Source organism: Lentzea sp. NPDC036949 (assembly GCF_055608075.1).
This window is the reverse complement of sequence record NZ_JBVJRA010000005.1, coordinates 181,247-201,139: the sequence shown is the minus strand read 5'-3', so window position 1 is coordinate 201,139 and position 19,893 is coordinate 181,247. Positions and strand designations below refer to the sequence as shown.

Sequence of the window (19,893 nt, the reverse complement as noted above, 5' to 3'; positions counted from 1 at the left end):
GGGCAATCCTCGCACACGGGTTAGGCTCGAACGCATGAGCGAAGGTCTGTTCGACGAGGGCCTGTTCGGCGCGACCGACGAGGAGAAGGCCGAGCGCATCGCGGCCAACGCCCCGCTGGCCGTGCGGATGCGCCCCGCCTCACTCGACGAGGTCGTCGGACAGGACCACCTGCTCGGTCCCGGCGCGCCGCTGCGCCGCCTGGTCGAGGGCGCCACGCCCGCGTCGGTGATGCTCTACGGCCCGCCCGGCACCGGCAAGACGACGCTCGCCACGCTGGTGTCGAGGGCGACCGGCCGCCGGTTCGTCGCGCTGTCGGCGTTGTCCGCGGGCGTGAAGGAGGTCCGCGCGGTCATCGACGAGGCCCGGCGCCGGCTGGTCCGCTCGCGCGAGTCGACCGTGCTGTTCATCGACGAGGTGCACCGGTTCTCCAAGACCCAGCAGGACGCCCTGCTCGGCGCGGTCGAGGACCGGATCGTGCTGCTCGTCGCGGCCACCACCGAGAACCCGTTCTTCTCCGTGGTGTCCCCGCTGCTGTCGCGGTCGCTGGTGCTGCAGCTCAGGTCGCTGACCGACGAGCACGTGCGCACGGTCGTGGAACGCGCGGTGGCCGACGAACGCGGCCTGGGCGGTTCGGTCGTCGTGGAACCCGACGCGCTGGCACACCTGGTCCGGCTGGCCGGCGGTGACGCCCGCCGGTCGCTGACCGCGCTGGAGGCCGCGGCGGACTCGGCGCTCGCGTCCAACGACGGCGTGATCACCCTGTCGCTGCTGGAGTCCACTGTGGACAAGGCTGCGGTGCGCTACGACCGCGACGGCGACCAGCACTACGACGTGACGTCGGCGTTCATCAAGTCGATCCGCGGCTCGGACGTGGACGCCGCGCTGCACTACCTGGCCCGCATGATCGAGGCGGGCGAGGACCCGCGGTTCATCGCGCGCCGCCTGGTGATCCACGCCAGCGAGGACGTCGGCATGGCCGACCCGACCGCACTGCAGACGTGCGTCGCCGCCGCCCAGGCCGTGCAGCTGATCGGCCTGCCCGAGTGCGCCCTGAACCTCGCCCAGGCCACCATCCACCTGGCGACCGCGCCGAAGTCCAACGCCGTGACCACAGCGATCTACGCCGCGATCGAGGACGTCCGCAAGGGCGCCACCGGTGCGGTGCCCGCGCACCTGCGCGACGGCCACTACGCGGGTGCGGCCAAGCTCGGCAACGCCCAGGGTTACCGCTACCCCCACGACGTGCCGGAAGGCGTGCTCCAGCAGCAGTACGCGCCGGACGACCTGGTGGGCCGCGACTACTACGAGCCGACCGGCCGCGGCGCCGAACGCGCCGTCGCCGACCGCCTGCCCAAGCTGCGCAGGGTCGTGCGGGGCGGGTGATCCGCGAGTGCGGCGGAATCGGTGCCCGCCAACGGGATCCGGCGGTAGCGTCGGACGCATGACGATCACCGACGACTTCCTGGCCACCGCGCGCCAGGTGCTGACGTTGCTGCGCACCCCTCAGGTCGCCGACCACTGGAACGACCCGAGCGCGCTGCCGGAGTTCGGCGTCAGCGGTCTCGCCGGCCACATCGCTTACCAGGTCCTGCCGTTGCCGGACATGCTGGAGGCGCCGGCGGAGGACGTGCCCACCGTCCCGCTGATGGAGCACTACGCGCGCGCGGGCTGGACCGAGCTCGACGTCGACTCCGAGTTCCACACGCGCATCCGCGACGGCGGCGAGCACGTGGCCTCCGGCGGCCACGCCGACCTGTGCGACCGCTTCGGGCAGACCGTGGCGGCACTGCCGGAACTGCTGGCGGCGGCCGGCAACCGCCCCGTCCGCATGCCGCACTGGGGCCCGTGGGCCGTGCTGCTGGACGACTACCTGCCCAGCCGCGTGATGGAGTTCGTCGTGCACGCGGACGACTTGGCCGTGAGCGTCGGCGTGGACACCCCGGAGTTCCCGCGCCACGTGCACGAGACCGTCATCGACCTGTTGTCGCGCTTGGCCCTGAACCGCCACAGGGGCATCGACATCGTGCGCGCGTTCAGCCGCGGGGAACGCGCCCCGCAGGACATCACCGCGTTCTGAGCAGGTTGCCCGATGCTGTGCCTTCAACGCCCCGAGGTCCCGCCCCTGGCTCTACTGGCGTCTGCAAGTACCACCAACTCAACATCAACAAGCACTTTTCTACTGCCAACAGCGCCGCCAGCCGTCCGCGGACCTGGAGTTGGTTCGACGGATGGCGAACAGGTTGGTGGTAGTCAGCGGCGATTCAATCATGTGTTGGTGGTACTTGCAGGCGCCTGAACAGCAAGGAGGGGGCGGGCGAGACTGCTGGACAGGTGCTCAGCGCTTGCACACCATCAGCACCGCGACCTTGTTCGGCATCATGACCTCGTCCTTGACGACGAACCCGCCGGCCTCGAACGAGCGGATGGCACGCGTGTTGCTGATGTCCGGCTCCATCACGATGCGCGTGCAGTGCGGATCGGCCTCGAACAACGCATCGGCCAGGTGGGGGAGCAACGCGCGCACGAGCCCGCGGTCGGTCATCGCGAGCTCTCCCACCGCCAGCCGCAACCCGAGGTCGTGCGGCCGCACCGGGTAGCAGCTGCCCACCACGTCCCGCGCCGCGCGGTAGACCTCCGCGTAGATCACCGGCCGTCCGTGCCACCCGACCAGCACGGGCCGCACGTCGTCCCCGGCGAGCTGCCCGCGCAGCTCCTCCTCCCACCCCGGCAACGACCACGCCTTGCGCCAGTAGGCCGCCACGTGCGGCGCCTGGTGCCAGCGGTGCACGAGGTGCAGGTCGTACCCGTCGGGCCGGACGAGCCGCACCTCCCAGGGCGCGCTCAGCCCGGGAACCGGCGGCGCGCCCGCCGTGGCCTGCCGCCGGTACGAGTCGAGGTGGGACACCGGCTTCACAGGGCCTCCAGCGATAACCAACTAAGGGTTGCCTTACTTCATCCGCGCAGGGTCGCCGTGTCAAGCCCTGTGTGACCGCAATTTCACAGGCAGTGACGGCGCGCGTCAATGTGGTCCCAGCATCTCATTTGGGTCGAACCGACCGTGGCCGCCGCGCCGCTCCCGCCCGCGGTCCGCCTCACCCGCCCCTTCTCCCCGCCACCCCATGAAGATCAACAAAAGGTGCCGCCCGATCAGGTGTCGGACCCACCCGGTAATCTCCTCGCCAACCAAGCCAAACGCCGGTCACCAGGAGGATCCGTGTCGCCAGGGCAGATCGCAGCGCTGGTCGCCGCCGGTGCGTTCGTGCTGCTCGTGCTCGTGCTGGCGATCGTGGCGGTCAAGGCAGCGCGGTTCTTCGACGAGGCCACGGTCGCGATGCGCAAGGCGCACGAGAACACCGACCCGTTGTTCACCGAGGCCAACACGACGTTGACGCACGTGAACACGCAGCTGGAGCGGGTCGACGGGATCACGGCCAACGCCCGCGCGGTCACCGGCAACGTCTCGGCGCTCACCAGCCTGTTCACCGCCACGCTGGGCGGTCCGCTGGTCAAGGCCGCCGCGCTGTCCTACGGCGTGAGCAAGGCCGTCAAGGCGCGCCGCCGGGCCGCCGAGCAGCCGAACAAGCACACCAAGCGCCGCCTGAAGCGAGGTGCGAGGTGAGCCGCCTCTTCTGGTTCGGGCTGGGTGCCGCGGCCGGGCTCTTCGCCGCGAAGAAGGCCGCCGAGGTCACAAAGCAGGCGACTCCCGCTGGTATCGGGGCTAACGTGGGTGAAGGCCTGCGCGAGCTCGCCGGCGCCATCGGGTCCTTCGGGGCCGAGGTGCGGGCGGGCATGGCCGAACGGGAGCAGGAGTTGCAGGAGACCGTGGAGCGGCAGACGGGGTTCACGCCGGGGCGTCGAGCGCCCAGGGCGAACGGGAAGCACTGACCGTTCGCCTCCGAAGCGCGCCCTGACCACTCCCCGCGACACACCGAGGAACTCCCGTGCAGACCCACGAGATCATCAAGCGTTTCCGCGAGCACTTCGAACGCAACGGGCACAAGTACATCCCGTCGTCCTCGCTGCTGCTCGACGACCCGAACCTGCTGTTCGTCAACGCCGGCATGGTGCCGTTCAAGCCGTACTTCCTCGGCGAGGCCCCGCCGCCCGCCTCGCGGATGACGAGCATCCAGAAGTGCGTGCGCACGCCGGACATCGACGAGGTCGGCAAGACCACGCGCCACCTGACGTTCTTCCAGATGGCCGGCAACTTCTCGATCGCCGACTACTTCAAGGAAGAGGCCATCCGCCTCGCCTGGACCCTCGTCACCGGCTCGGTCGACGAGGGCGGCTACGGCTTCGACCCCGAGCGCATCTGGGTCACGGTCTACCAGGACGACGACGAGGCCATCGAGTTGTGGCAGAAGATCGCCGGCCTGCCGACCGAGCGCATCCAGCGCCGTGACGGCAAGGACAACTACTGGGACATGGGCGTGCCCGGTCCCGGCGGCCCCTGCTCGGAGATCTACTTCGACCGCGGTCCCGAGTACGGGCAGGAGGGCGGGCCCGTCGTCGACGAGGACCGCTACCTGGAGATCTGGAACCTGGTCTTCATGCAGGACGTCCGCGGCGAGCTGAGCCCCAAGGAGGGCCACAAGCCGGTCGGGTCGCTGCCGAACAAGAACATCGACACCGGCATGGGCGTCGAGCGCGTCGCCTACCTGCTGCAGGGCGTCGACAACGTCTACGAGACCGACCTCGTGCGCGCCGTCATCAACAAGGCCGAGGAGCTGTCGGGCCGCAAATACGGTGCCAACGAGGTCGACGACGTGCGCTTCCGCGTCATCGCCGACCACGCCCGCAGCGGTGTGCTGCTGGTCGGCGACGGCGTCACGCCCGGCAACGAGGCCCGCGGCTACGTGCTGCGCCGCCTGCTGCGCCGCATCATCCGCAGCAGCCGGCTCCTCGGCGTCACGGAGCCGGTGCTGCAGCAGTACGCCGAGGTCGTCCGCGACTCGATGGGCCCGGCCTACCCCGAGCTGGTCAGCGGGTTCGCCCGCATCCAGCAGGTGGTGAAGGCCGAGGAGGACACGTTCCTGCGCACCCTCGACGCCGGCTCGCGGATCTTCGAGAACGCCGCCGCCGAGGTGAAGTCCGACGGCCGCGCCACGCTGCCCGGCGACCGCGCCTTCCAGCTGCACGACACGTACGGCTTCCCGATCGACCTCACCCTGGAGATGGCCGCCGAGGCCGGCCTGTCCGTGGACGAGGACGGGTTCCGCAAGCTGATGGCCGAGCAGCGCGCCCGCGCCAAGGCCGACGCCGCCGGCAAGAAGACCGGCCACGGCGACCAGACGGTGTACCGCGAGCTGCTGGAACAGGGCCCGACCGAGTTCACCGGCTACTCCGAGCTGGCCTCCGAGGCCACGCTGCGCGGCATCGTCCTCAACGGCCAGCGGGTCAAGAGCGCCAAGGAGGGCGACATCGTCGAGGTCGTCCTCGACCGCACGCCGCTCTACGCCGAGTCCGGTGGCCAGGAGTCCGACGCCGGCACGATCGTCACCGGCAACGCCGAGCTCGAGGTGCTCGACGTGCAGAAGGTCGCCCGCAAGCTGTGGGTGCACCAGGTGCGCGTCGTGAACGGCGAGGTCAGCGAGGGCGAGCACGTCGAGGCCCGCGTCGACCCGGAGTGGCGCGTCGGCGCCCGCCAGGGCCACTCGGGCACGCACGTCGTGCACGCCGCCCTGCGCCAGGTGCTCGGCCCGTCGGCCCTGCAGAGCGGTTCGTACAACAAGCCCGGCTACCTGCGCCTGGACTTCGCCTGGACCGGTGGCCTGTCCGCCGAGGCCCGCAGCGAGATCGAGGAGGTCTCGAACCTCGCCGTGCGCAAGGACCTGCCCGTCGCCGTGGTCTACACCGACATGCAGGGCGCCCAGGACATGGGTGCCGTGGCCCTGTTCGGCGAGACCTACGACGAGACGGTCCGCGTCGTCGAGATCGGCGGCCCCTGGTCGCGCGAGCTGTGCGGTGGCACCCACGTCGAGCACTCGTCGCAGATCGGCCCGATCACCCTGCTGGGCGAGTCCTCGGTCGGGTCCGGCGTGCGCCGCCTGGAGGCCTACGTCGGCATCGAGGCCATGCGGTTCCTGGCCAAGGAACGCGCCATCGTGCAGAACCTCGCCGACATGCTGAAGGTCGGCTCCGACGGCCTGCCCGAGCGGATCGAGTCCCTGGTCGAGCGGCTGAAGACCGCCGAGAAGGAGCTCGAGAAGGTGCGCGCCGCCCAGCTGCTCGGCAACGCCGGGTCGCTGGCCGACAAGGCCCTCGACGTGCGCGGGCTGTCGCTGGTGGCCCTCGGCCTGGAGGGCGTGTCGGGCAACGACCTGCGCACCCTCGGTGGCGAGGTCCGCAACCGGCTGGGCGCCAAGCCCGGTGTGGTGGCCCTGTTCTCGGTCGACGGCGACAAGGTCAGCTTCGTGGTGGCCACGACGGCCGCCGCCCGCGACCTGGGGCTGGCCGCCGGCAAGCTCGTCCCGGTGTTCGGCCCGGCCATCGCCGCCCGCGGTGGCGGCAAGCCGGACCTCGCCCAGGGCGGCGGCACGAACCCGGCCGGCGTCCAGGAGGCCATCGCGGCCCTCACCGGCGAACTGGACAAGGTGCTTGAGCAGCGCTGACGTCGCCGGCGTCGACGATCCGGGCCTGGGTCGCAGGCTCGGCGTCGACGTCGGATCGGTTCGCGTGGGAGTGTCCCTGAGCGATCCGGGTGCGTTCCTGGCGACTCCGCTGGTCACCCTGCAGCGGGACGAGAAGCGCGGCTCCGACCTCACGGAGCTCGTACGTCTCGTGGCCGAGCATGACGTGGTCGAGGTCGTGGTCGGCCTGCCGAAGACCCTCGCCGGTCGGCACGGTCCGGCAGCCGAGGCGGCGACCGCGTACGCTGCCGCCTTGGCCGCGCGCGTGGCCCCGGTGCCGGTCCGGTTGAGCGACGAACGGCTGACGACCGTCGTGGTGAGCCGGGTGCTGGCGCAGCGCGGTGTGAAGGGCAAGAAGCAGCGTGCCGTGGTCGACCAGGCCGCCGCGGTCGAGATCCTGCAGTCTTGGCTGGACGCACGGGCACGAGCGGTATCCGCCCGAAAGGATGAGGCGTGAGCGACGATCTCGGGTTGTTCGATCGCGACGTCGACGAACGACGTGCCGCGAAGAGGGACAACAGCGCAGCCCGCAAGGCGAAGAAGCGCAAGAAGACCGTGCTGTGGCTGGTCGTCGCGCTGATCCTCGCCGTGGGCATGGGCGGTGCCTACTACGGCTACAGGGAGCTGCGCGGCATCGGCTCGTTCGAGGACTACCCCGGCGCGGGTGAGGCCGACGCCATCGTCGAGGTGAAGGACGGTGACGTGGTGAGCGTCATCGCCACGAGCCTCTACGAGGGCGGCGTCGTCGCCTCGCCGCGCGCGTTCACCGAGGCCAGCAAGAACGACGCCCGCGTGACGACCATCCAGCCCGGCTTCTACCTGATGAAGACGAAGATGTCGGGCGCCACCGCGGTCGCGAAGATGATCGACCCGAAGACCCGCGTGCCCGCCGTGCAGATCATCGGCGGCGTGAAGCTCGCGGACATCAAGGTCGGCGACAAGACCGTCAAGGGCATCTTCTCCCAGCTCGCCGACGCGAGCTGCACGGAGAAGGACGGCGTGAAGAAGTGCCTCACGCCTGAGGAGATCCGTGCTGCCGCCGAGACCACCGACCCGGTCGCGCTGGGCGTGCCCGACTGGGCGGTCACCGACGTGAAGCGCGCGGAGCCCGCCTTCCGCCTCGAAGGCCTGATCATGCGCGGCGTCTACCAGGTCAAGCCCGGTTCGTCCGCGGTCGAGCTGATCCGCAGCGTCGTCGTCGCCTCCGCCCAGAAGCTCCAGAGCATCGGCATCCCCGGCGGCACCGTCAACACCGGCTTCCGCCCGTACCAGGTGCTGGTCATGGCCTCCCTGATCGAGAAGGAAGCCATCGAGAAGGACTTCGGCAAGGTCTCGCAGGTGATCTACAACCGGCTGAAGAAGCCGATGCCCCTGCAGTTCGACTCGACGGTCAACTACAAGCTCAACCAGCCGCACATCCGCACGTCGGACTCCGACCGCAACGCCTCGGGCCCGTACAACACCTACGTCACGCCCGGTCTGCCGCCGACCCCGATCGGCTCGCCGAGCGTCGAGGCGGTCCAGGCGGCGATCAAGCCGGAGCCCGGCAACTTCGAGTACTTCGTGAAGTGCGACAAGAACGGTGACTCGTGCTTCTCGGTCACCTACCAGGAGCACCAGGTGAAGGACCAGAAGGCGCGAGCAGAGGGCGTCTACTAGTGCGCAGGGCGGCCGTGATCGGGTCTCCGATCACCCACTCGCTGTCCCCGGTCCTGCACAACGCGGCGTACGCGTTCCTCGGGCTCGACCTGGAGTACGGCCGCGTCGAGTGCGACGAGGCCGGGGTGCCCGCGCTGGTGTCCTCGCTGGGCCCGGAGTGGGTGGGCCTGTCGTGCACGATGCCGACGAAGCGCGCGGCGCTGGCCTTCGCGTCCTCGGTGACCGACCGCGCGGTGGCCGTCGGTGCCGCGAACACGCTGGTGCGCACCGGCTCCGGCTGGCACGCCGACTGCACCGACGTGGACGGTGTCATGGGGGCGTTGCGGGAGAAGGGTTTCCCCGGCGGCACGCGCGGTGTCGTGCTCGGTGCAGGCGGCACGGCCACGGCCGCGCTGGCGGGCCTGTCCGACCTGGGCGTGCGGTCGGTCTCCCTGGTGGTGCGCGATCCTTCGCGTGCGGGGGAGGCCGTCGCGTGCGCCGCCCGGCTCGGTGTGGCGGTCGACGTGCTGCGGCTGTCCGAAGTGGACCTGGGCGGGCTGGCGGCGGCGTCGGACGTGCTGGTGTCGACGGTGCCGGCCGAGGCGACCGCGGCGCTGGCGGCGGAGCTGGCACAGGCGCCGTTCGTGCTGGACGTGATCTACCACCCGTGGCCGACGTCCGTCGCGGTGGCCGTGGAACGGGCCGGAACGGCGTTGGCGACGGGCCTGGACATGTTGCTGCACCAGGCCTTCGGGCAGGTGGAGCAGTTCACCGGCGAGGTGGCGCCGCGGGACGTGATGCGCAAGGCGCTGGCAGCGGAGCTCGCGGCCCGTTCCTGACCGCTAGCATCGACGGGGTGGACATCCCCGGTCTCGGTCCGGTCACCGCGGACACCGAAGGCTACGGCCTGATCAGCGCACCGGTCGCGGTGCGGGTGCTGGGAACGACGGCGCCGGTGCGGCTCGACGGGTGGTACGAGGACGACCCCGGCAAGGACGAGTGGCACGCGGCCGTCCGCGCCTTCCTCGCACTGGACGAGCGCGCCAGGGACGCGGCGGCAGCGGCGGTGTTCGAGTACTACCGGGAGCGGGCCGAGGCCGTGGCCGAGGAGGACCTGCTGCCGATCGACGAGCCCGCGGACGTCTGGGCGCACGTCGACCTCAGCCGGAGCGTGCCGACCGTGCTGCGCGACGACGAGGAGGGGCCGGTGTACGTGTCGATCGAGGCCGAGTGCGCCTGGGAACCGGAGCACGGCCTGCAGCTGGTGTTCCGCGGCGGCACCGAGGTCACCAAGGCCGGTCCGTACGACGGCCACCTGACCTAGGTCCTAGGGGCAGTCGAACCCGCTGGGCAGCCCGTTCACCGACGCCCCGTTCGCGTACGCCGTGCAGAACAGCTGGTAGGCCGCCAGCCTCGTCAACGGCAGCATGTCGGTGGGCAGCAGGATGAGGTTCGAGACGGTCAGCACCGGCTGCGCCGTCTTCGGCACCTCCGTCCGCAGCCCGAGCTTCGCCTCCTCGTCGGTCAGCCCCGCGATCAGCGTCGTGATCGCCGTCGTGTTGTCCACGTGCCCGGTGTGCGACCGCGTGCGCCGCACCAGGTCCGTGCCGTCGGAGGACACGAAGTAGACCGTCATCTCGCGCACGGACACCGTCGGTGCCGCCGGGCCGGGCAGCACCGGCGTCGGCCGCACCCCGCACCCGGCCAGCGTCACCAGGGCAGCCGCAACGTGAAGACCGCGCCACCGGACGGCGCGTTGGCGGCCTCGATCGTGCCGCCGTGCAGGCGCGCGTTCTCCCATGCGATCGCCAATCCCAGCCCGCTGCCCTCGGAACGGGAGCGGGCCGTGTCTGCCTTGTAGAAGCGGTCGAAGATGTGGGGGAGTGCGTCCGGTGGGATGCCGGGGCCGCTGTCGGCCACCTCGATCACGCCGGGGCGCACGGACACCGTCACGGGGGCGCTGCCGTGCCTGAGGGCGTTGCCGACGAGGTTGGCCACGACGACGTCGAGCCGACGGCGGTCCACCCGTCCCGTCACGCCGGCGGGCAGCGACGCCTCCACCGACGAGGTCCAGCCCCGTGCGGCCAGGCTGTCGGAGACGGCGGTGCCGATGTCCCACTCGTCGAGCTCCAGCACGTTGCGGCCCTCGTCGAAGCGGGAGATCTCCATCAGGTCGTTGACCAGCCTGGTCAGCTTGCGGGTCTCCGCGGACACCAGCCGCGCCGCGACCGCCGTGTCCTCCGGCAGCGCGTCGGCGTCCTCGTCGAGCACGCCCGTCACGGCGTTCATCGCGGTCAGCGGTGTGCGCAGCTCGTGCGACACGTCCGCCACGAACCGCCGGGACGCCGCCTGGGAGGCCTCCAGCTGTTCGGCTGCCCCGTTGAACGTCCGCGCGAGCTCGGTCAGCTCGTCGGCGCCGCGTTCCTCGACGCGCGTGTCCAGCCGCCCCGCGCCCAGGGCCCGTGCCGCCGCGCCCAGCCGCCGCACGGGCCGCAGCACCCCCTGGGCGGTCAGCAGGGCCAGGCCGAGCGCCAGCGGCAGCACCAGGGCCACGCCGAGCCACGCCGCCTGGGCGAAGCTGTCGATCGCGCGTGCCGAGCCGCCCAGCGAGCTGTACGCCCACACCTCGACACCCGTGGGTTCGCCGGACGGTTGCAGCAGCGGGATGCCGATCACCACGTACGGGTCGGCGCGGTCCGTCCGCCGTTGCCACTGCACGGTCCTGCTGGTCTTGAGCGTCTCGCGCAGCTCGGCGGGCACGAAGTCCAGCGCGCTCCCGGACCGCGACCGCATCCCCTGGTACACGACCACGGACGAGCTGCGCAGGTACGTCGCCATGTCGTCGAGGTCCTGCTGGGTCGGCGGCACGGCCACGCGGGGCGCGTAGTCGCGGACCTCCTCGACCAGCGGGTTCATGAACCCGTCCTGCGCGTCCGACAGCAGCAGGCTGCGGGCGTTGGCGTACGACAACCCGGCGGCGGCGACCGCACCCAGCAGCGTCAGCAGTGCGAACGCGGCCATCAAGCGCGGTTTGAGGCCGCGGAGGAACTTCACGCGCACGACGTCAACGAGGGCCGAAGCGGTAGCCGAAGCCGCGGACGGTGTGGATGTAGGCGGGCTCGGAGGGCACGTCCTCGATCTTGGCCCTGACCCGCTGCACGCACGCGTCGACCAGCCGCGAGTCACCGAGGTAGTCGTGCTCCCAGACGGCTTCGAGGATCTGCTGGCGGGTCAGCACCCGGCCGGGCGTGCGGGACAGCTCCAGCACCAGCTTCAGCTCGGTGGGCGTCAGCGCGACCTTCACGTCGTCCTTGCGCACCTCCAGGCCTGCCCGATCGATCACCAGCGAGCCGTGCCGTTCGGCGTTGGCCGGCTCGGAGACCGTCCGCCGCAGCACCGCCCGTATCCGCGCCTCCAGCACCCGCGGCTCGACCGGTTTCACGACGTAGTCGTCCGCACCCGCCTCCAGGCCCGCGACCACGTCGAAGTCGTCGCCGCGCGCGGTGAGCACGATGATCGGGACCTCGGCCTGGCCGCGCATCCGGCGGCACGTCTCGAAGCCGTCGATGCCCGGCAGCATGATGTCGAGGACCACGATGTCGGGGCGGGTCTCGCGGAGCCGTTCCACGCCCTCCTCGCCCGTAACGGCCGCGCGGACGTCATGTCCCTGGCGGCGCAGCGCCAAACCGAGCCCTTCGCGCACCGCGGGGTCGTCCTCGACCAGCAAGACCATCGCCACGGACGCCATTATCCGCGGGTCAGGGGGTTCCGCGCCGCTTCTGTAGCGCAACCATGACATTGCGGGGACGTTCCCATCGCCCGGCCTGCGCAGCATCGGACGCATGGCCGGAAGTTTGCTGGGATTCCTCATCACGTACTTCGCGCTCGTGTGGACGTCGTCCGGGCAGAAGGCGGAGAACGCGGCGTTGCCCGAACTGTCGCTGCAGCGGTCGTGGGCGTCCGACGTGGACATCGCGATCGTCGTGGCCGCCGTGCTCGTGGTGCTCGTCGCCCGCAGGAGGTCGTTCCCGCCGCTGCTCGTGCTGGGCGGGTCGGTGCTGCTGGCGCAGGTGCTGAAGCTGCACGTGCTGGTCAGGCCGCCGCTGGACGACGAGGCGGTGCTGGTGCACAACAGCTTCCCGAGCGGGCACACGACGGCGGCGGTGGCGGCGGTGGTCGCGGTCGTGCTCGCGGTGCCGAAGAGGTTCGCGCTGCTCGTGGCGGTGCCGGGAGCGCTGGGCGCGGGAGCGGTGGCCGCGGAGACGGTGTCGCTGGGCTGGCACCGGTTCAGCGACACGCTCGGTGCGGCGCTGCTGGTCACGACCCTGGGCTTCCTGGTGCTGCGCAGGTGGACCGCGGGACTGCTCGTGCCGCCCGCCGTCGCCGCGGGCGGGGCCTGGCTGCTGGTGGCGACGGCGGCCACGCCCTCGACGCTCTCGGGCGTGGTCACCGCGCTCGTGGTGCTGCACTTCGGATGGGCCGTGAGCGGCCTGCCGGTGCTGCCGGCAGACCGCTCACGGCCCGGGTCCTCCGACCTGGCCGACGCGGCCGGCTCAGTCGTCGTGGTCGGTGGCGATCAGCTCCGCGATGGCGTCCAGAGCAGCGTCCGCTCCGTCCCCCTCGGCGCTGAGCACCACCTCGTCACCGTGCATGGCGCCGAGGGTCATGAGTCCCAGCACACTCGCCGCTTCCACGGCTTCGCCGCCGTCCTTGCGGATGGTGACCGGCACCGGCTGGTCGGCGGCGGCCTTCGCCAGCAGGGCGGCCGGTCGGGCGTGCAGTCCGACCTTGCTGGCCACGGTGACCCGTCGCTCGGCCATGATGGTTCCTCCCGGTAGAGCTGGTTGTCCTGGTTACTGCTCGCGCTGGGCGCGCTTCTCGCGCACCGCCGTGCTCTCCCGCGCCGCCGCGTTCTCCCGCGCCGCCGCACTCTCGCGCACCGCCGCGTTCTCGCGCACCGCGGTGTCGCCGCTGCCGCCGACGACGCTCTCGTCGGCCTCCGGCGACTCGTCATCATCGCGTCCCGGCGTCTTCAGGTTCCACTTGGTGATGACCCACCGGAACAGGAAGTAGTAGATCGCCGCGTACACGAGACCGATCGGGATGATCAGCAACGGCCTCGTCGCGATGTTGAAGTTGAGCAGGTAGTCGATCGCACCGGCGGAGAAGCCGAAGCCGTCCTTCACACCCAGCGCGTTGGTGATCGCGAGCGAGGTGCCCGTGAGGACCGCGTGGATGACGTACAGCGGCCAGGCGACGAACATGAACGCGAACTCGAGCGGCTCGGTGACACCCGTGATGAACGAGGTGAGGGCCGCGGAGCCCATGATGCCGGCGATGATCTTCTTCTGCGACGGCCGTGCGGTGTGGATGATCGCCAGCGCCGCGGCGGGGAGCGCGAACATGAAGATCGGGAAGAAGCCGGACATGAACGTGCCCGCGGTCGGGTCACCGGCGAAGAACCGCTGGATGTCACCGGTCTTGGTGGCGTCGCCGACCTTGTACTCGCCGAAGACCTGCCACACGAACGTGTTCGGGATGTGGTGCAGGCCCAGCGGGATCAGCAGGCGGTTGACCGTGCCGTAGATGCCGGCACCGACGATCGTGCTGCCGGAGACGAACTCGCCGATGGCGAGCAGGCCCTTGTTGAACCACGGGTAGATGAGGCCCATGACGACCGCGACCGGGATCATGACGCCCGCGACGATGATCGGCACGAACCGGCGGCCACCGAAGAACGCGAGGTACGGGGGCAGCTTGATGCGGTGGTACTTCTGCCACAGCACGGCGGAGATCAGACCGACCACGATGCCGGTCAGCACCGAGTAGTTGATCTGCTGCTGCTTGGCGGGGTCTGCCGCGACCTCCAGCACCAACGGCGACATCGCCTTGAAGACGGCCTGGGTGACCACGAAGCCGACGACGGCGGCGAGCGCGGTCGAACCGTCACCACGACGGGCGAACCCGATGGCGACACCCACCGCGAACAGCAGCGGCAGGTTGGCGAACAGGGCGTCGCCCGCGTTGCCGATCACGGCGGCGACCTGGTTCCAGCCCAGACCGTCCTTGCCGAGCAGGTCGGGCTGGCCGAGACGCAGGAGAAGTGCGGCGGCGGGCAGCGAGGCGATCGGCAGCATGAGGCTGCGACCGAACCGTTGCACACCCGCCAGGCCCTTGATCCCGCGACCGCCGGTCGCCTCTGGGGCGCTGGCGCTCATGTGGTACCTCCCTTGGCGGAGTTCGGTCCGGAACCCGGGACGGTCCGGTCCAGTTGCATGGTCACCTGGTAGAGATCGCCCCGGTACCAGGACGTCACGTCTTCGGTCGGCCGGCCCTGCGAGCTGGCGACCCTGCGGAACACGAGCAGCGGGCTGCCCTTGCGGACGTCGAGCGCCTTCGCGGTGTCCCCGTCGGCGGTCTCGGCCCACACGGTCTGCCGCGCGTGGTCGAGCTGGACCCCGTAGCGGGCCGCGATGATCTCGTAGAGCGACCCGGACAGGTCGCACCGGTCGAGCTCGGGCAGCACGTGCGGGCTGTACCAGCCGCGTTCGAGCGCCAGCGGCGCCCCGTCGGCCCTGCGGAGCCGGACGATCCGGTAGGCGGTCTCGTCGGCGTCGAGCCCGAGCGCCGCCTTGCCACCGGGCACGCCCTCACCGCAGCTGATGACCTCGGTGCTCGGCTCCAGCCCGCGCGTGACCATGTCCGAGGTGAACGAGGTCAGGTGCAGCTGCAGGTCGTAGCGCCGCTGAGCGGTGAACGTGCCGCGCCCCTTCGCCCGCGTGAGCAGGCCTTCCGCGACCAACTGCCCCACCGCGGCCCGCACCGTGATGCGGGAGACCCCGAACCGGTCGGCGAGGTCGCGCTCGGACGGGATGGGCGAGCCCGGCGCGAGGTCGTGCTCGGCGAGGCGACGCAGGATCTCGCGCAGCTGTGCGTGCTTGGGCTTGGGCCCGTCCACGATCTCGTGCACCCGCTCACCTCCTCGCTAGTGGTACTTTCCGGTCTAGACCAGTTGGTGCGGGAGAATGCTCCGCGCACAGAGTTGGTGTCAACCGCTGTTACGGGAACGAGAGGTACGAACGTGGCTGACAACAGGCCGGAAGCGATCCTTGCCGCACTGGGCGGAGCCGACAACATCATCGAGATCGAGCCCTGCATCACCCGGCTCCGCTGTGAGGTCAAGGACGGGTCCCTCGTCGACGAGGCGGCCCTGAAGGCCACCGGCGCCCACGGCGTGATCAAGTCCGGCGACGTCGTCCAGGTCATCGTCGGCCCCGAGGCGGACACCATCGCGTCGGACATCGAGGACCTCCTGTGAGCGTCCGCGTCGGCAGCCCCGTCGCCGGTCGCGTGGTCGCGCTCTCCGCCGTCCCCGACCCGGTCTTCTCGCAGGCGATGGTCGGCCCCGGCGTGGCCGTCGAACCGGTCCGCGGTGTCGCGGACGTGGTGTCACCCCTAGACGGCACCGTCGTGACGCTGCACCCGCACGCGTTCGTGGTCGCCGGTGCGGACGGTGCCGCGGTGCTGGTGCACCTCGGGATCGACACCGTCAAGCGCAAGGGCGAGGGCTTCGAGCTGCACGTCGTCAAGGGCGAGCAGGTGCGGGCCGGCCAGCGGATCGTGACGTGGAACCCGGCGGAGGTCGAGGCCGCCGGGTTCGCGCCGATCTGCCCGGTCATCGCGCTGGACGCGGCGGCGGAAGCGCTGGGCGACCCGGCGGTGGACGTCGACGTGGTGGAGAACGACACCCTGTTCGACTGGTCCCGCTGACCTCCCCTGCTGTGGGTCACGCGGGGGCCCCGCGTGACCCACAGGGGAACGCGGGGCCCCCGCGTGACCCGAGAACAGGGGTGTGGATGGACCGTTCACGACGGGCGTGATTTGGTGCCGGGTCGTACGAGCAGGACCGTGGACTCATGACCACGGTCCTGCTCGCGTTCGTCCTCGGGGTGCTGTGGACGGTCGCCGATCTCAGCGACGCGCCGCCCGCGTCGTACGTCCTCGCGGCGTTCGGCGTCGTGCTCGCGGCGGTCGACCTGAGGTGTCAGCGGCTGCCGGACGTGCTGACGGTGCCGCTCGCCGTCGCGCTGCTCGCCCTGCAGTTCCACGGGTTGGGAGCGGCTGTGCTCGGAGCGGTGCTCTTCGGTGGCGCTCATCTCGCGGTGCGGCGGCTGCGCCCGGCGGTGATGGGCGGCGGCGACGTCAAGCTCGCGTTCGGGCTCGGGGCGGCCCTCGGCCCGGCGGGGCTCTTACCTGCGGCGATACTGGCCGGCGCGATCACGCTCGGGCTCGCGGCGGTGCGCCGCAGCCGGTGGGTGCCGCACGGGCCCGGACTGCTGGCTGCCACCTGGGTGTTGACGACGCTGTGAAAGGATTGTGAACGTGCTGCGCTGGATCACCGCTGGAGAGTCACACGGCCCCGCCCTCGTCGCCGTGCTGGAGGGCATGCCCGCCGGGGTGGAGGTGACCACCGACGATCTCGTCGCCCAGCTGGGCCGGCGCAGGCTCGGGTTCGGTCGCTCGCCGCGGATGGGGTTCGAACAGGACGAGGTCGAGATCCTCGGCGGCGTGCGCCACGGCAGGACCCAGGGCGGGCCGATCGCCGTCACCATCGGCAACACCGAGTGGCCCAAGTGGCAGACGGTCATGTCCCCTGACCCCGTCGACCAGAGCCTGCTCAAGCCCACCGGCCGCAACGAGGCCCTGACCCGGCCGCGACCGGGGCACGCGGACCTGCCCGGCATGCAGAAGTTCGGCTTCGACGAGGCCCGGCCGGTGCTGGAGCGGGCGAGCGCGCGGGAGACCGCGGCGCGCACGGCGCTCGGCACGGTGGCGCGGCAGTTCCTGCAGCAGCTGCTGGGCGTGCAGGTCCTCAGCCACGTGGTGTCGATCGGCACGGCCGAGACGCCCGCGGACGCGGCGCTGCCGACGCCGGACGACCTGGCGGCGATCGACGAGTCGCCGACGCGGTGCTTCGACCCGCGCGGGACCGAGGCGATGGTGGCCGAGGTCGAGGCCGTCAAGGAGGCCGGTGACACCGTCGGCGGCGTCATCGAGGTGCTCGCGTACGGGTTGCCACCCGGTCTGGGCTCGCACGTGCACTGGGACCGCCGCCTCGACGCGCGGCTCGCCGCCGCGCTGATGGGCGTGCAGGCCATGAAGGGCGTGGAGATCGGCGACGGCTTCACCTCCGCCCGCCGCTGGGGCTCGCAGGCGCACGACGAGATCGACCGCGGCAGCGGACCGGTCGGCGTCACGCGGCGGTCGAACCGGGCCGGTGGCCTCGAAGGCGGCATCACCAACGGCGAGGTCCTGCGGGCGCGCGTGGCCATGAAGCCGATCTCGACCGTCCCGCGTGCACTGTCCACCGTGGACGTGCGGACCGGTGAGCCCGCCGTCGCGATCCACCAGCGCTCGGACGTGTGCGCGGTGCCGCGGGCCGGTGTCGTGCTGGAGTCCGTGATGGCGCTCGTGCTGGCCGAGGCCGCGCTGGAGAAGTTCGGCGGCGACTCGCTCGACGAGACGCGCCGCAACGCGCACGCCTACCTCAAGGCGCTGGAAGCCCGCTGGGAGGGCATGTGAGCCCGAGGTTCGTCGTGGTCGGGCCGCCAGGAGCCGGCAAGACCACGATCAGCGAGCTGCTCGCCGCCCGGCTGGGCCTGCCGTTCCGCGACGTCGACGCCGACATCGTGGCCTCGGCCGGCAAGCCGATCTCGGACATCTTCACCGACGACGGCGAGCCCGTCTTCCGCGCACTCGAAGAGGAAGCGGTCGCCAAGGCGCTGGCCGAGCACGAGGGCGTGCTGGCGCTGGGCGGGGGAGCGGTGCTGTCCCCCACGACCCGCGAGCGGCTGCGCGAGCACACCGTCGTGTTCCTGAACGTGGGCATGGCCGAGGGGGTGCGCCGCACCGGGCTGTCGTCCGCGCGGCCGCTGCTGTCCGGCGTGAACCCGCGCGCGACGTTCAAGGCGCTGCTCGACGCGCGCCTGCCGCTGTACCGCGAGGTCGCGACGATCGAGGTGGCCACCGACGCCCTCGACCCGGAGCAGGTGGCCGACGCGGTGATCAAGGGAGTTGGGGAATGACCGAGCCGCTGACCGTCGAGGTCAACGCCGAGAAGCCGTACCTCGTGGTGATCGGCCGCGGTCTGCTGGGCGAGATCGTCGTGCACCTGGAGGGCACCGCCAAGGTCGCGATCGTGCACCAGCCGACCCTCGCCGCCACGGCCGAAGTGCTGGTCGACGAGCTGAAGGCGACCGGCATCGACGCGCACCGCGTCGAGGTACCTGACGCCGAGGACGGCAAGGACCTCGCCGTCGCCGGCTTCTGCTGGGACGTGCTGGGCAAGATCGGCCTGTCCCGCAACGACGTCGTGGTCGGCCTCGGCGGCGGCGCCGTCACCGACCTCGCGGGCTTCGTCGCCTCCACGTGGATGCGCGGCGTGCGTCTGGTGAACATCCCGACCACCCTGCTGGGCATGGTCGACGCCGCCGTCGGCGGCAAGACCGGCATCAACACCGACGCCGGCAAGAACCTGGTGGGCACGTTCTACGAGCCCGAGGTCGTCTTCGTCGACCTGGCCACCCTGGAGACGTTGCCGCGCAACGAGCTCATCGCGGGCATGGCCGAGATCGTGAAGGGCGGCTTCATCGCCGACCCGGTCATCCTCGACCTGATCGAGGCCGACCCGCAGGCCGCCCTGGACCCCACCGGCGACGTGCTGGCCGAGCTGATCCGCCGCAAGATCCAGATCAAGGCCGACGTCGTCTCCGCGGACCTGCACGAGTCCTCCCTGCGCGAGATCCTGAACTACGGCCACACCCTCGGCCACGCCATCGAACGCCGCGAGCGCTACCGCTGGCGCCACGGCGCCGCCATCAGCGTGGGCCTCGTCTTCGCCGCCGAACTGGCCCGCCTGGCCGGCCGCCTCGACGACGCGACCGCCGACCGCCACCGCGCCGTGCTGCAGTCCCTCGGCCTCCCGACCTCCTACGACCCCGACGCCCTCCCGCAGCTCATGGAGGGCATGAAGGTCGACAAGAAGAACAAGGCCGGCGTCCTGCGCTTCGTCGTCCTCGACGGCCTCGCGAAACCCGGCCGCCTCGAAGGCCCGGACCCGGCCCTGATCGCCGCCGCCTACTCCGCGGTCGCCGCGGAACCGAAGCCCAAGTCCGGCGGAACGGTGCTGCTGTGAAGGTCCTCGTCCTCAACGGCCCGAACCTCAACCGCCTGGGCACCCGCGAGCCGCTGATCTACGGCAGCACCACCCACGCCGACCTGGTGGAGATGTGCGAGACCGAGGGCAAGACCCTCGGCCTCGACGTCGAGGTCCGCCAGACCAACCACGAGGGCCAGATGGTCGAGTGGCTCCACGAGGCCGCCGACGCCGCCACCCCGGTCGTCCTCAACGGCGCCGCCTGGACCCACTACTCCATCGCGCTCCGCGACGCCTGCTCCCAGCTCACCGCACCCCTGGTCGAGGTGCACATCTCGAACATCCACCAGCGCGAGGAGTTCCGCCACCACAGCGTGGTCTCGGCGGTGGCGAACGGCGTGATCGCGGGCCTCGGCGTGGAGGGCTACCTGCTGGCCCTGCGCTGGCTGTCGCTCAAGCAGGAGTGACCG

At 71.2% G+C, this 19,893-nt stretch carries 22 protein-coding genes and 2 pseudogenes; 17 read left to right on the top strand and 7 right to left on the bottom strand.

Translation table 11 applies throughout. The annotated features are described in order from the left end of the window. Positions 1 to 34 precede the first annotated feature (34 nt). A complete protein-coding gene (locus ACZ7CD_RS16460) occupies positions 35 to 1,384 on the top strand; it encodes a replication-associated recombination protein A (RefSeq protein ID WP_360386981.1) in 1,350 nt (449 codons plus the stop codon). 58 nt (positions 1,385 to 1,442) lie between these two features. Further along, a complete protein-coding gene (locus ACZ7CD_RS16455; protein WP_470379172.1) occupies positions 1,443 to 2,078 on the top strand; it encodes a maleylpyruvate isomerase N-terminal domain-containing protein in 636 nt (211 codons plus the stop codon). 258 nt (positions 2,079 to 2,336) lie between these two features. Here ACZ7CD_RS16455 and ACZ7CD_RS16450 read toward each other — a convergent pair whose 3' ends face one another. Continuing rightward, on the bottom strand, positions 2,337 to 2,915 hold the full coding sequence (locus ACZ7CD_RS16450; RefSeq protein ID WP_360386986.1) for a GNAT family N-acetyltransferase: 579 nt from the start codon (positions 2,913 to 2,915) through the stop codon (positions 2,337 to 2,339). A 300-nt stretch (positions 2,916 to 3,215) separates the two neighbouring features. On the opposite strand from ACZ7CD_RS16450, the gene ACZ7CD_RS16445 reads away from it, so the two are divergent. Genes ACZ7CD_RS16445 through ACZ7CD_RS16415 form a run of 7 tightly spaced genes read left to right on the top strand, consistent with a single transcriptional unit; the run spans position 3,216 to position 9,592 of the window. Further along, the gene (locus ACZ7CD_RS16445; RefSeq protein ID WP_360386989.1) at positions 3,216 to 3,620 is read left to right on the top strand and encodes a DUF948 domain-containing protein; all 405 of its coding nucleotides are present in this window, start codon (positions 3,216 to 3,218) and stop codon (positions 3,618 to 3,620) included. Further along, positions 3,617 to 3,886 carry a hypothetical protein gene (locus tag ACZ7CD_RS16440; RefSeq protein WP_166046713.1) on the top strand — a complete coding sequence of 90 codons (270 nt, stop codon included), beginning with the start codon at positions 3,617 to 3,619 and terminating at the stop codon, positions 3,884 to 3,886. Before ACZ7CD_RS16445 ends, ACZ7CD_RS16440 begins: the two co-directional genes overlap by 4 nt. 56 nt (positions 3,887 to 3,942) lie before the next feature. Further along, the gene (gene alaS / locus ACZ7CD_RS16435; protein ID WP_360386992.1) at positions 3,943 to 6,612 is read left to right on the top strand and encodes an alanine--tRNA ligase; all 2,670 of its coding nucleotides are present in this window, start codon (positions 3,943 to 3,945) and stop codon (positions 6,610 to 6,612) included. After that, positions 6,599 to 7,087 carry a Holliday junction resolvase RuvX gene (gene ruvX / locus ACZ7CD_RS16430; protein ID WP_458433357.1) on the top strand — a complete coding sequence of 163 codons (489 nt, stop codon included), beginning with the start codon at positions 6,599 to 6,601 and terminating at the stop codon, positions 7,085 to 7,087. Before alaS ends, ruvX begins: the two co-directional genes overlap by 14 nt. Continuing rightward, on the top strand, positions 7,084 to 8,289 hold the full coding sequence (gene mltG, locus ACZ7CD_RS16425) for an endolytic transglycosylase MltG (protein ID WP_360386998.1): 1,206 nt from the start codon (positions 7,084 to 7,086) through the stop codon (positions 8,287 to 8,289). Before ruvX ends, mltG begins: the two co-directional genes overlap by 4 nt. Further along, a complete protein-coding gene (locus ACZ7CD_RS16420; protein WP_470379171.1) occupies positions 8,289 to 9,107 on the top strand; it encodes a shikimate dehydrogenase in 819 nt (272 codons plus the stop codon). Before mltG ends, ACZ7CD_RS16420 begins: the two co-directional genes overlap by 1 nt. 17 nt (positions 9,108 to 9,124) lie before the next feature. After that, a complete protein-coding gene (locus ACZ7CD_RS16415; RefSeq protein WP_470379170.1) occupies positions 9,125 to 9,592 on the top strand; it encodes a DUF6985 domain-containing protein in 468 nt (155 codons plus the stop codon). Between the two features lie 3 nt (positions 9,593 to 9,595). On the opposite strand, the gene ACZ7CD_RS16410 is transcribed toward ACZ7CD_RS16415, so the two are convergent. The 3 genes from ACZ7CD_RS16410 to ACZ7CD_RS16400 are packed head-to-tail and all read right to left on the bottom strand — an operon-like array spanning position 9,596 to position 12,007. Then, positions 9,596 to 9,982 carry a hypothetical protein gene (locus ACZ7CD_RS16410; RefSeq protein ID WP_360387007.1) on the bottom strand — a complete coding sequence of 129 codons (387 nt, stop codon included), beginning with the start codon at positions 9,980 to 9,982 and terminating at the stop codon, positions 9,596 to 9,598. After that, positions 9,979 to 11,322 (bottom strand): sensor histidine kinase, encoded by a 1,344-nt coding sequence (locus tag ACZ7CD_RS16405; protein ID WP_470379169.1) that lies wholly within the window; start codon positions 11,320 to 11,322, stop codon positions 9,979 to 9,981. The genes ACZ7CD_RS16410 and ACZ7CD_RS16405 overlap by 4 nt, the downstream gene beginning before the upstream one ends. Before the next feature lie 10 nt (positions 11,323 to 11,332). Next, on the bottom strand, positions 11,333 to 12,007 hold the full coding sequence (locus tag ACZ7CD_RS16400) for a response regulator transcription factor (protein ID WP_458433353.1): 675 nt from the start codon (positions 12,005 to 12,007) through the stop codon (positions 11,333 to 11,335). Between the two features lie 103 nt (positions 12,008 to 12,110). On the opposite strand from ACZ7CD_RS16400, the pseudogene ACZ7CD_RS16395 reads away from it, so the two are divergent. After that, positions 12,111 to 12,602: pseudogene (locus tag ACZ7CD_RS16395) on the top strand (phosphatase PAP2 family protein); the annotation flags it as partial. 219 nt (positions 12,603 to 12,821) lie between these two features. Here the strand turns inward: ACZ7CD_RS16395 and ACZ7CD_RS16390 are convergent. Genes ACZ7CD_RS16390 through ACZ7CD_RS16380 form a run of 3 tightly spaced genes read right to left on the bottom strand, consistent with a single transcriptional unit; the run spans position 12,822 to position 15,238 of the window. After that, the gene (locus ACZ7CD_RS16390) at positions 12,822 to 13,088 is read right to left on the bottom strand and encodes an HPr family phosphocarrier protein (RefSeq protein WP_360388343.1); all 267 of its coding nucleotides are present in this window, start codon (positions 13,086 to 13,088) and stop codon (positions 12,822 to 12,824) included. Positions 13,089 to 13,121: 33 nt separating this feature from the next. Further along, positions 13,122 to 14,486: a PTS transporter subunit EIIC gene (locus tag ACZ7CD_RS16385; protein ID WP_458433352.1), complete on the bottom strand. Its 1,365-nt coding sequence runs from the start codon at positions 14,484 to 14,486 to the stop codon at positions 13,122 to 13,124. Beyond that, the gene (locus ACZ7CD_RS16380) at positions 14,483 to 15,238 is read right to left on the bottom strand and encodes a GntR family transcriptional regulator (RefSeq protein WP_360387019.1); all 756 of its coding nucleotides are present in this window, start codon (positions 15,236 to 15,238) and stop codon (positions 14,483 to 14,485) included. The genes ACZ7CD_RS16385 and ACZ7CD_RS16380 overlap by 4 nt, the downstream gene beginning before the upstream one ends. A 111-nt stretch (positions 15,239 to 15,349) precedes the next feature. Here ACZ7CD_RS16380 and ACZ7CD_RS16375 point away from each other — a divergent pair, with 111 nt between their 5' ends. From ACZ7CD_RS16375 to aroQ, 7 genes and pseudogenes are all read left to right on the top strand, one after another. Next, a complete protein-coding gene (locus ACZ7CD_RS16375) occupies positions 15,350 to 15,586 on the top strand; it encodes a PTS sugar transporter subunit IIB (RefSeq protein ID WP_360387022.1) in 237 nt (78 codons plus the stop codon). Further along, the gene (locus ACZ7CD_RS16370; RefSeq protein WP_470368607.1) at positions 15,583 to 16,038 is read left to right on the top strand and encodes a PTS sugar transporter subunit IIA; all 456 of its coding nucleotides are present in this window, start codon (positions 15,583 to 15,585) and stop codon (positions 16,036 to 16,038) included. The genes ACZ7CD_RS16375 and ACZ7CD_RS16370 overlap by 4 nt, the downstream gene beginning before the upstream one ends. A gap of 146 nt (positions 16,039 to 16,184) precedes the next feature. Then, positions 16,185 to 16,637, top strand: a complete 453-nt coding sequence (locus tag ACZ7CD_RS16365; RefSeq protein WP_458433351.1) for a prepilin peptidase — start codon at positions 16,185 to 16,187, stop codon at positions 16,635 to 16,637. A 13-nt stretch (positions 16,638 to 16,650) separates the two neighbouring features. After that, positions 16,651 to 17,850 (top strand): chorismate synthase, encoded by a 1,200-nt coding sequence (gene aroC / locus ACZ7CD_RS16360; RefSeq protein WP_470379168.1) that lies wholly within the window; start codon positions 16,651 to 16,653, stop codon positions 17,848 to 17,850. Then, positions 17,847 to 18,372, top strand: a pseudogene (locus ACZ7CD_RS16355) (shikimate kinase); the annotation flags it as partial. The gene aroC and the pseudogene ACZ7CD_RS16355, both read left to right, overlap by 4 nt. 25 nt (positions 18,373 to 18,397) lie before the next feature. Then, positions 18,398 to 19,462 (top strand): 3-dehydroquinate synthase, encoded by a 1,065-nt coding sequence (aroB, locus tag ACZ7CD_RS16350; RefSeq protein WP_470379286.1) that lies wholly within the window; start codon positions 18,398 to 18,400, stop codon positions 19,460 to 19,462. Further along, complete coding sequence (gene aroQ / locus ACZ7CD_RS16345; protein WP_458433349.1) at positions 19,459 to 19,890, top strand: type II 3-dehydroquinate dehydratase; 432 nt, start codon at positions 19,459 to 19,461, stop codon at positions 19,888 to 19,890. The genes aroB and aroQ overlap by 4 nt, the downstream gene beginning before the upstream one ends. The last annotated feature ends 3 nt before the right edge of the window (positions 19,891 to 19,893 follow it).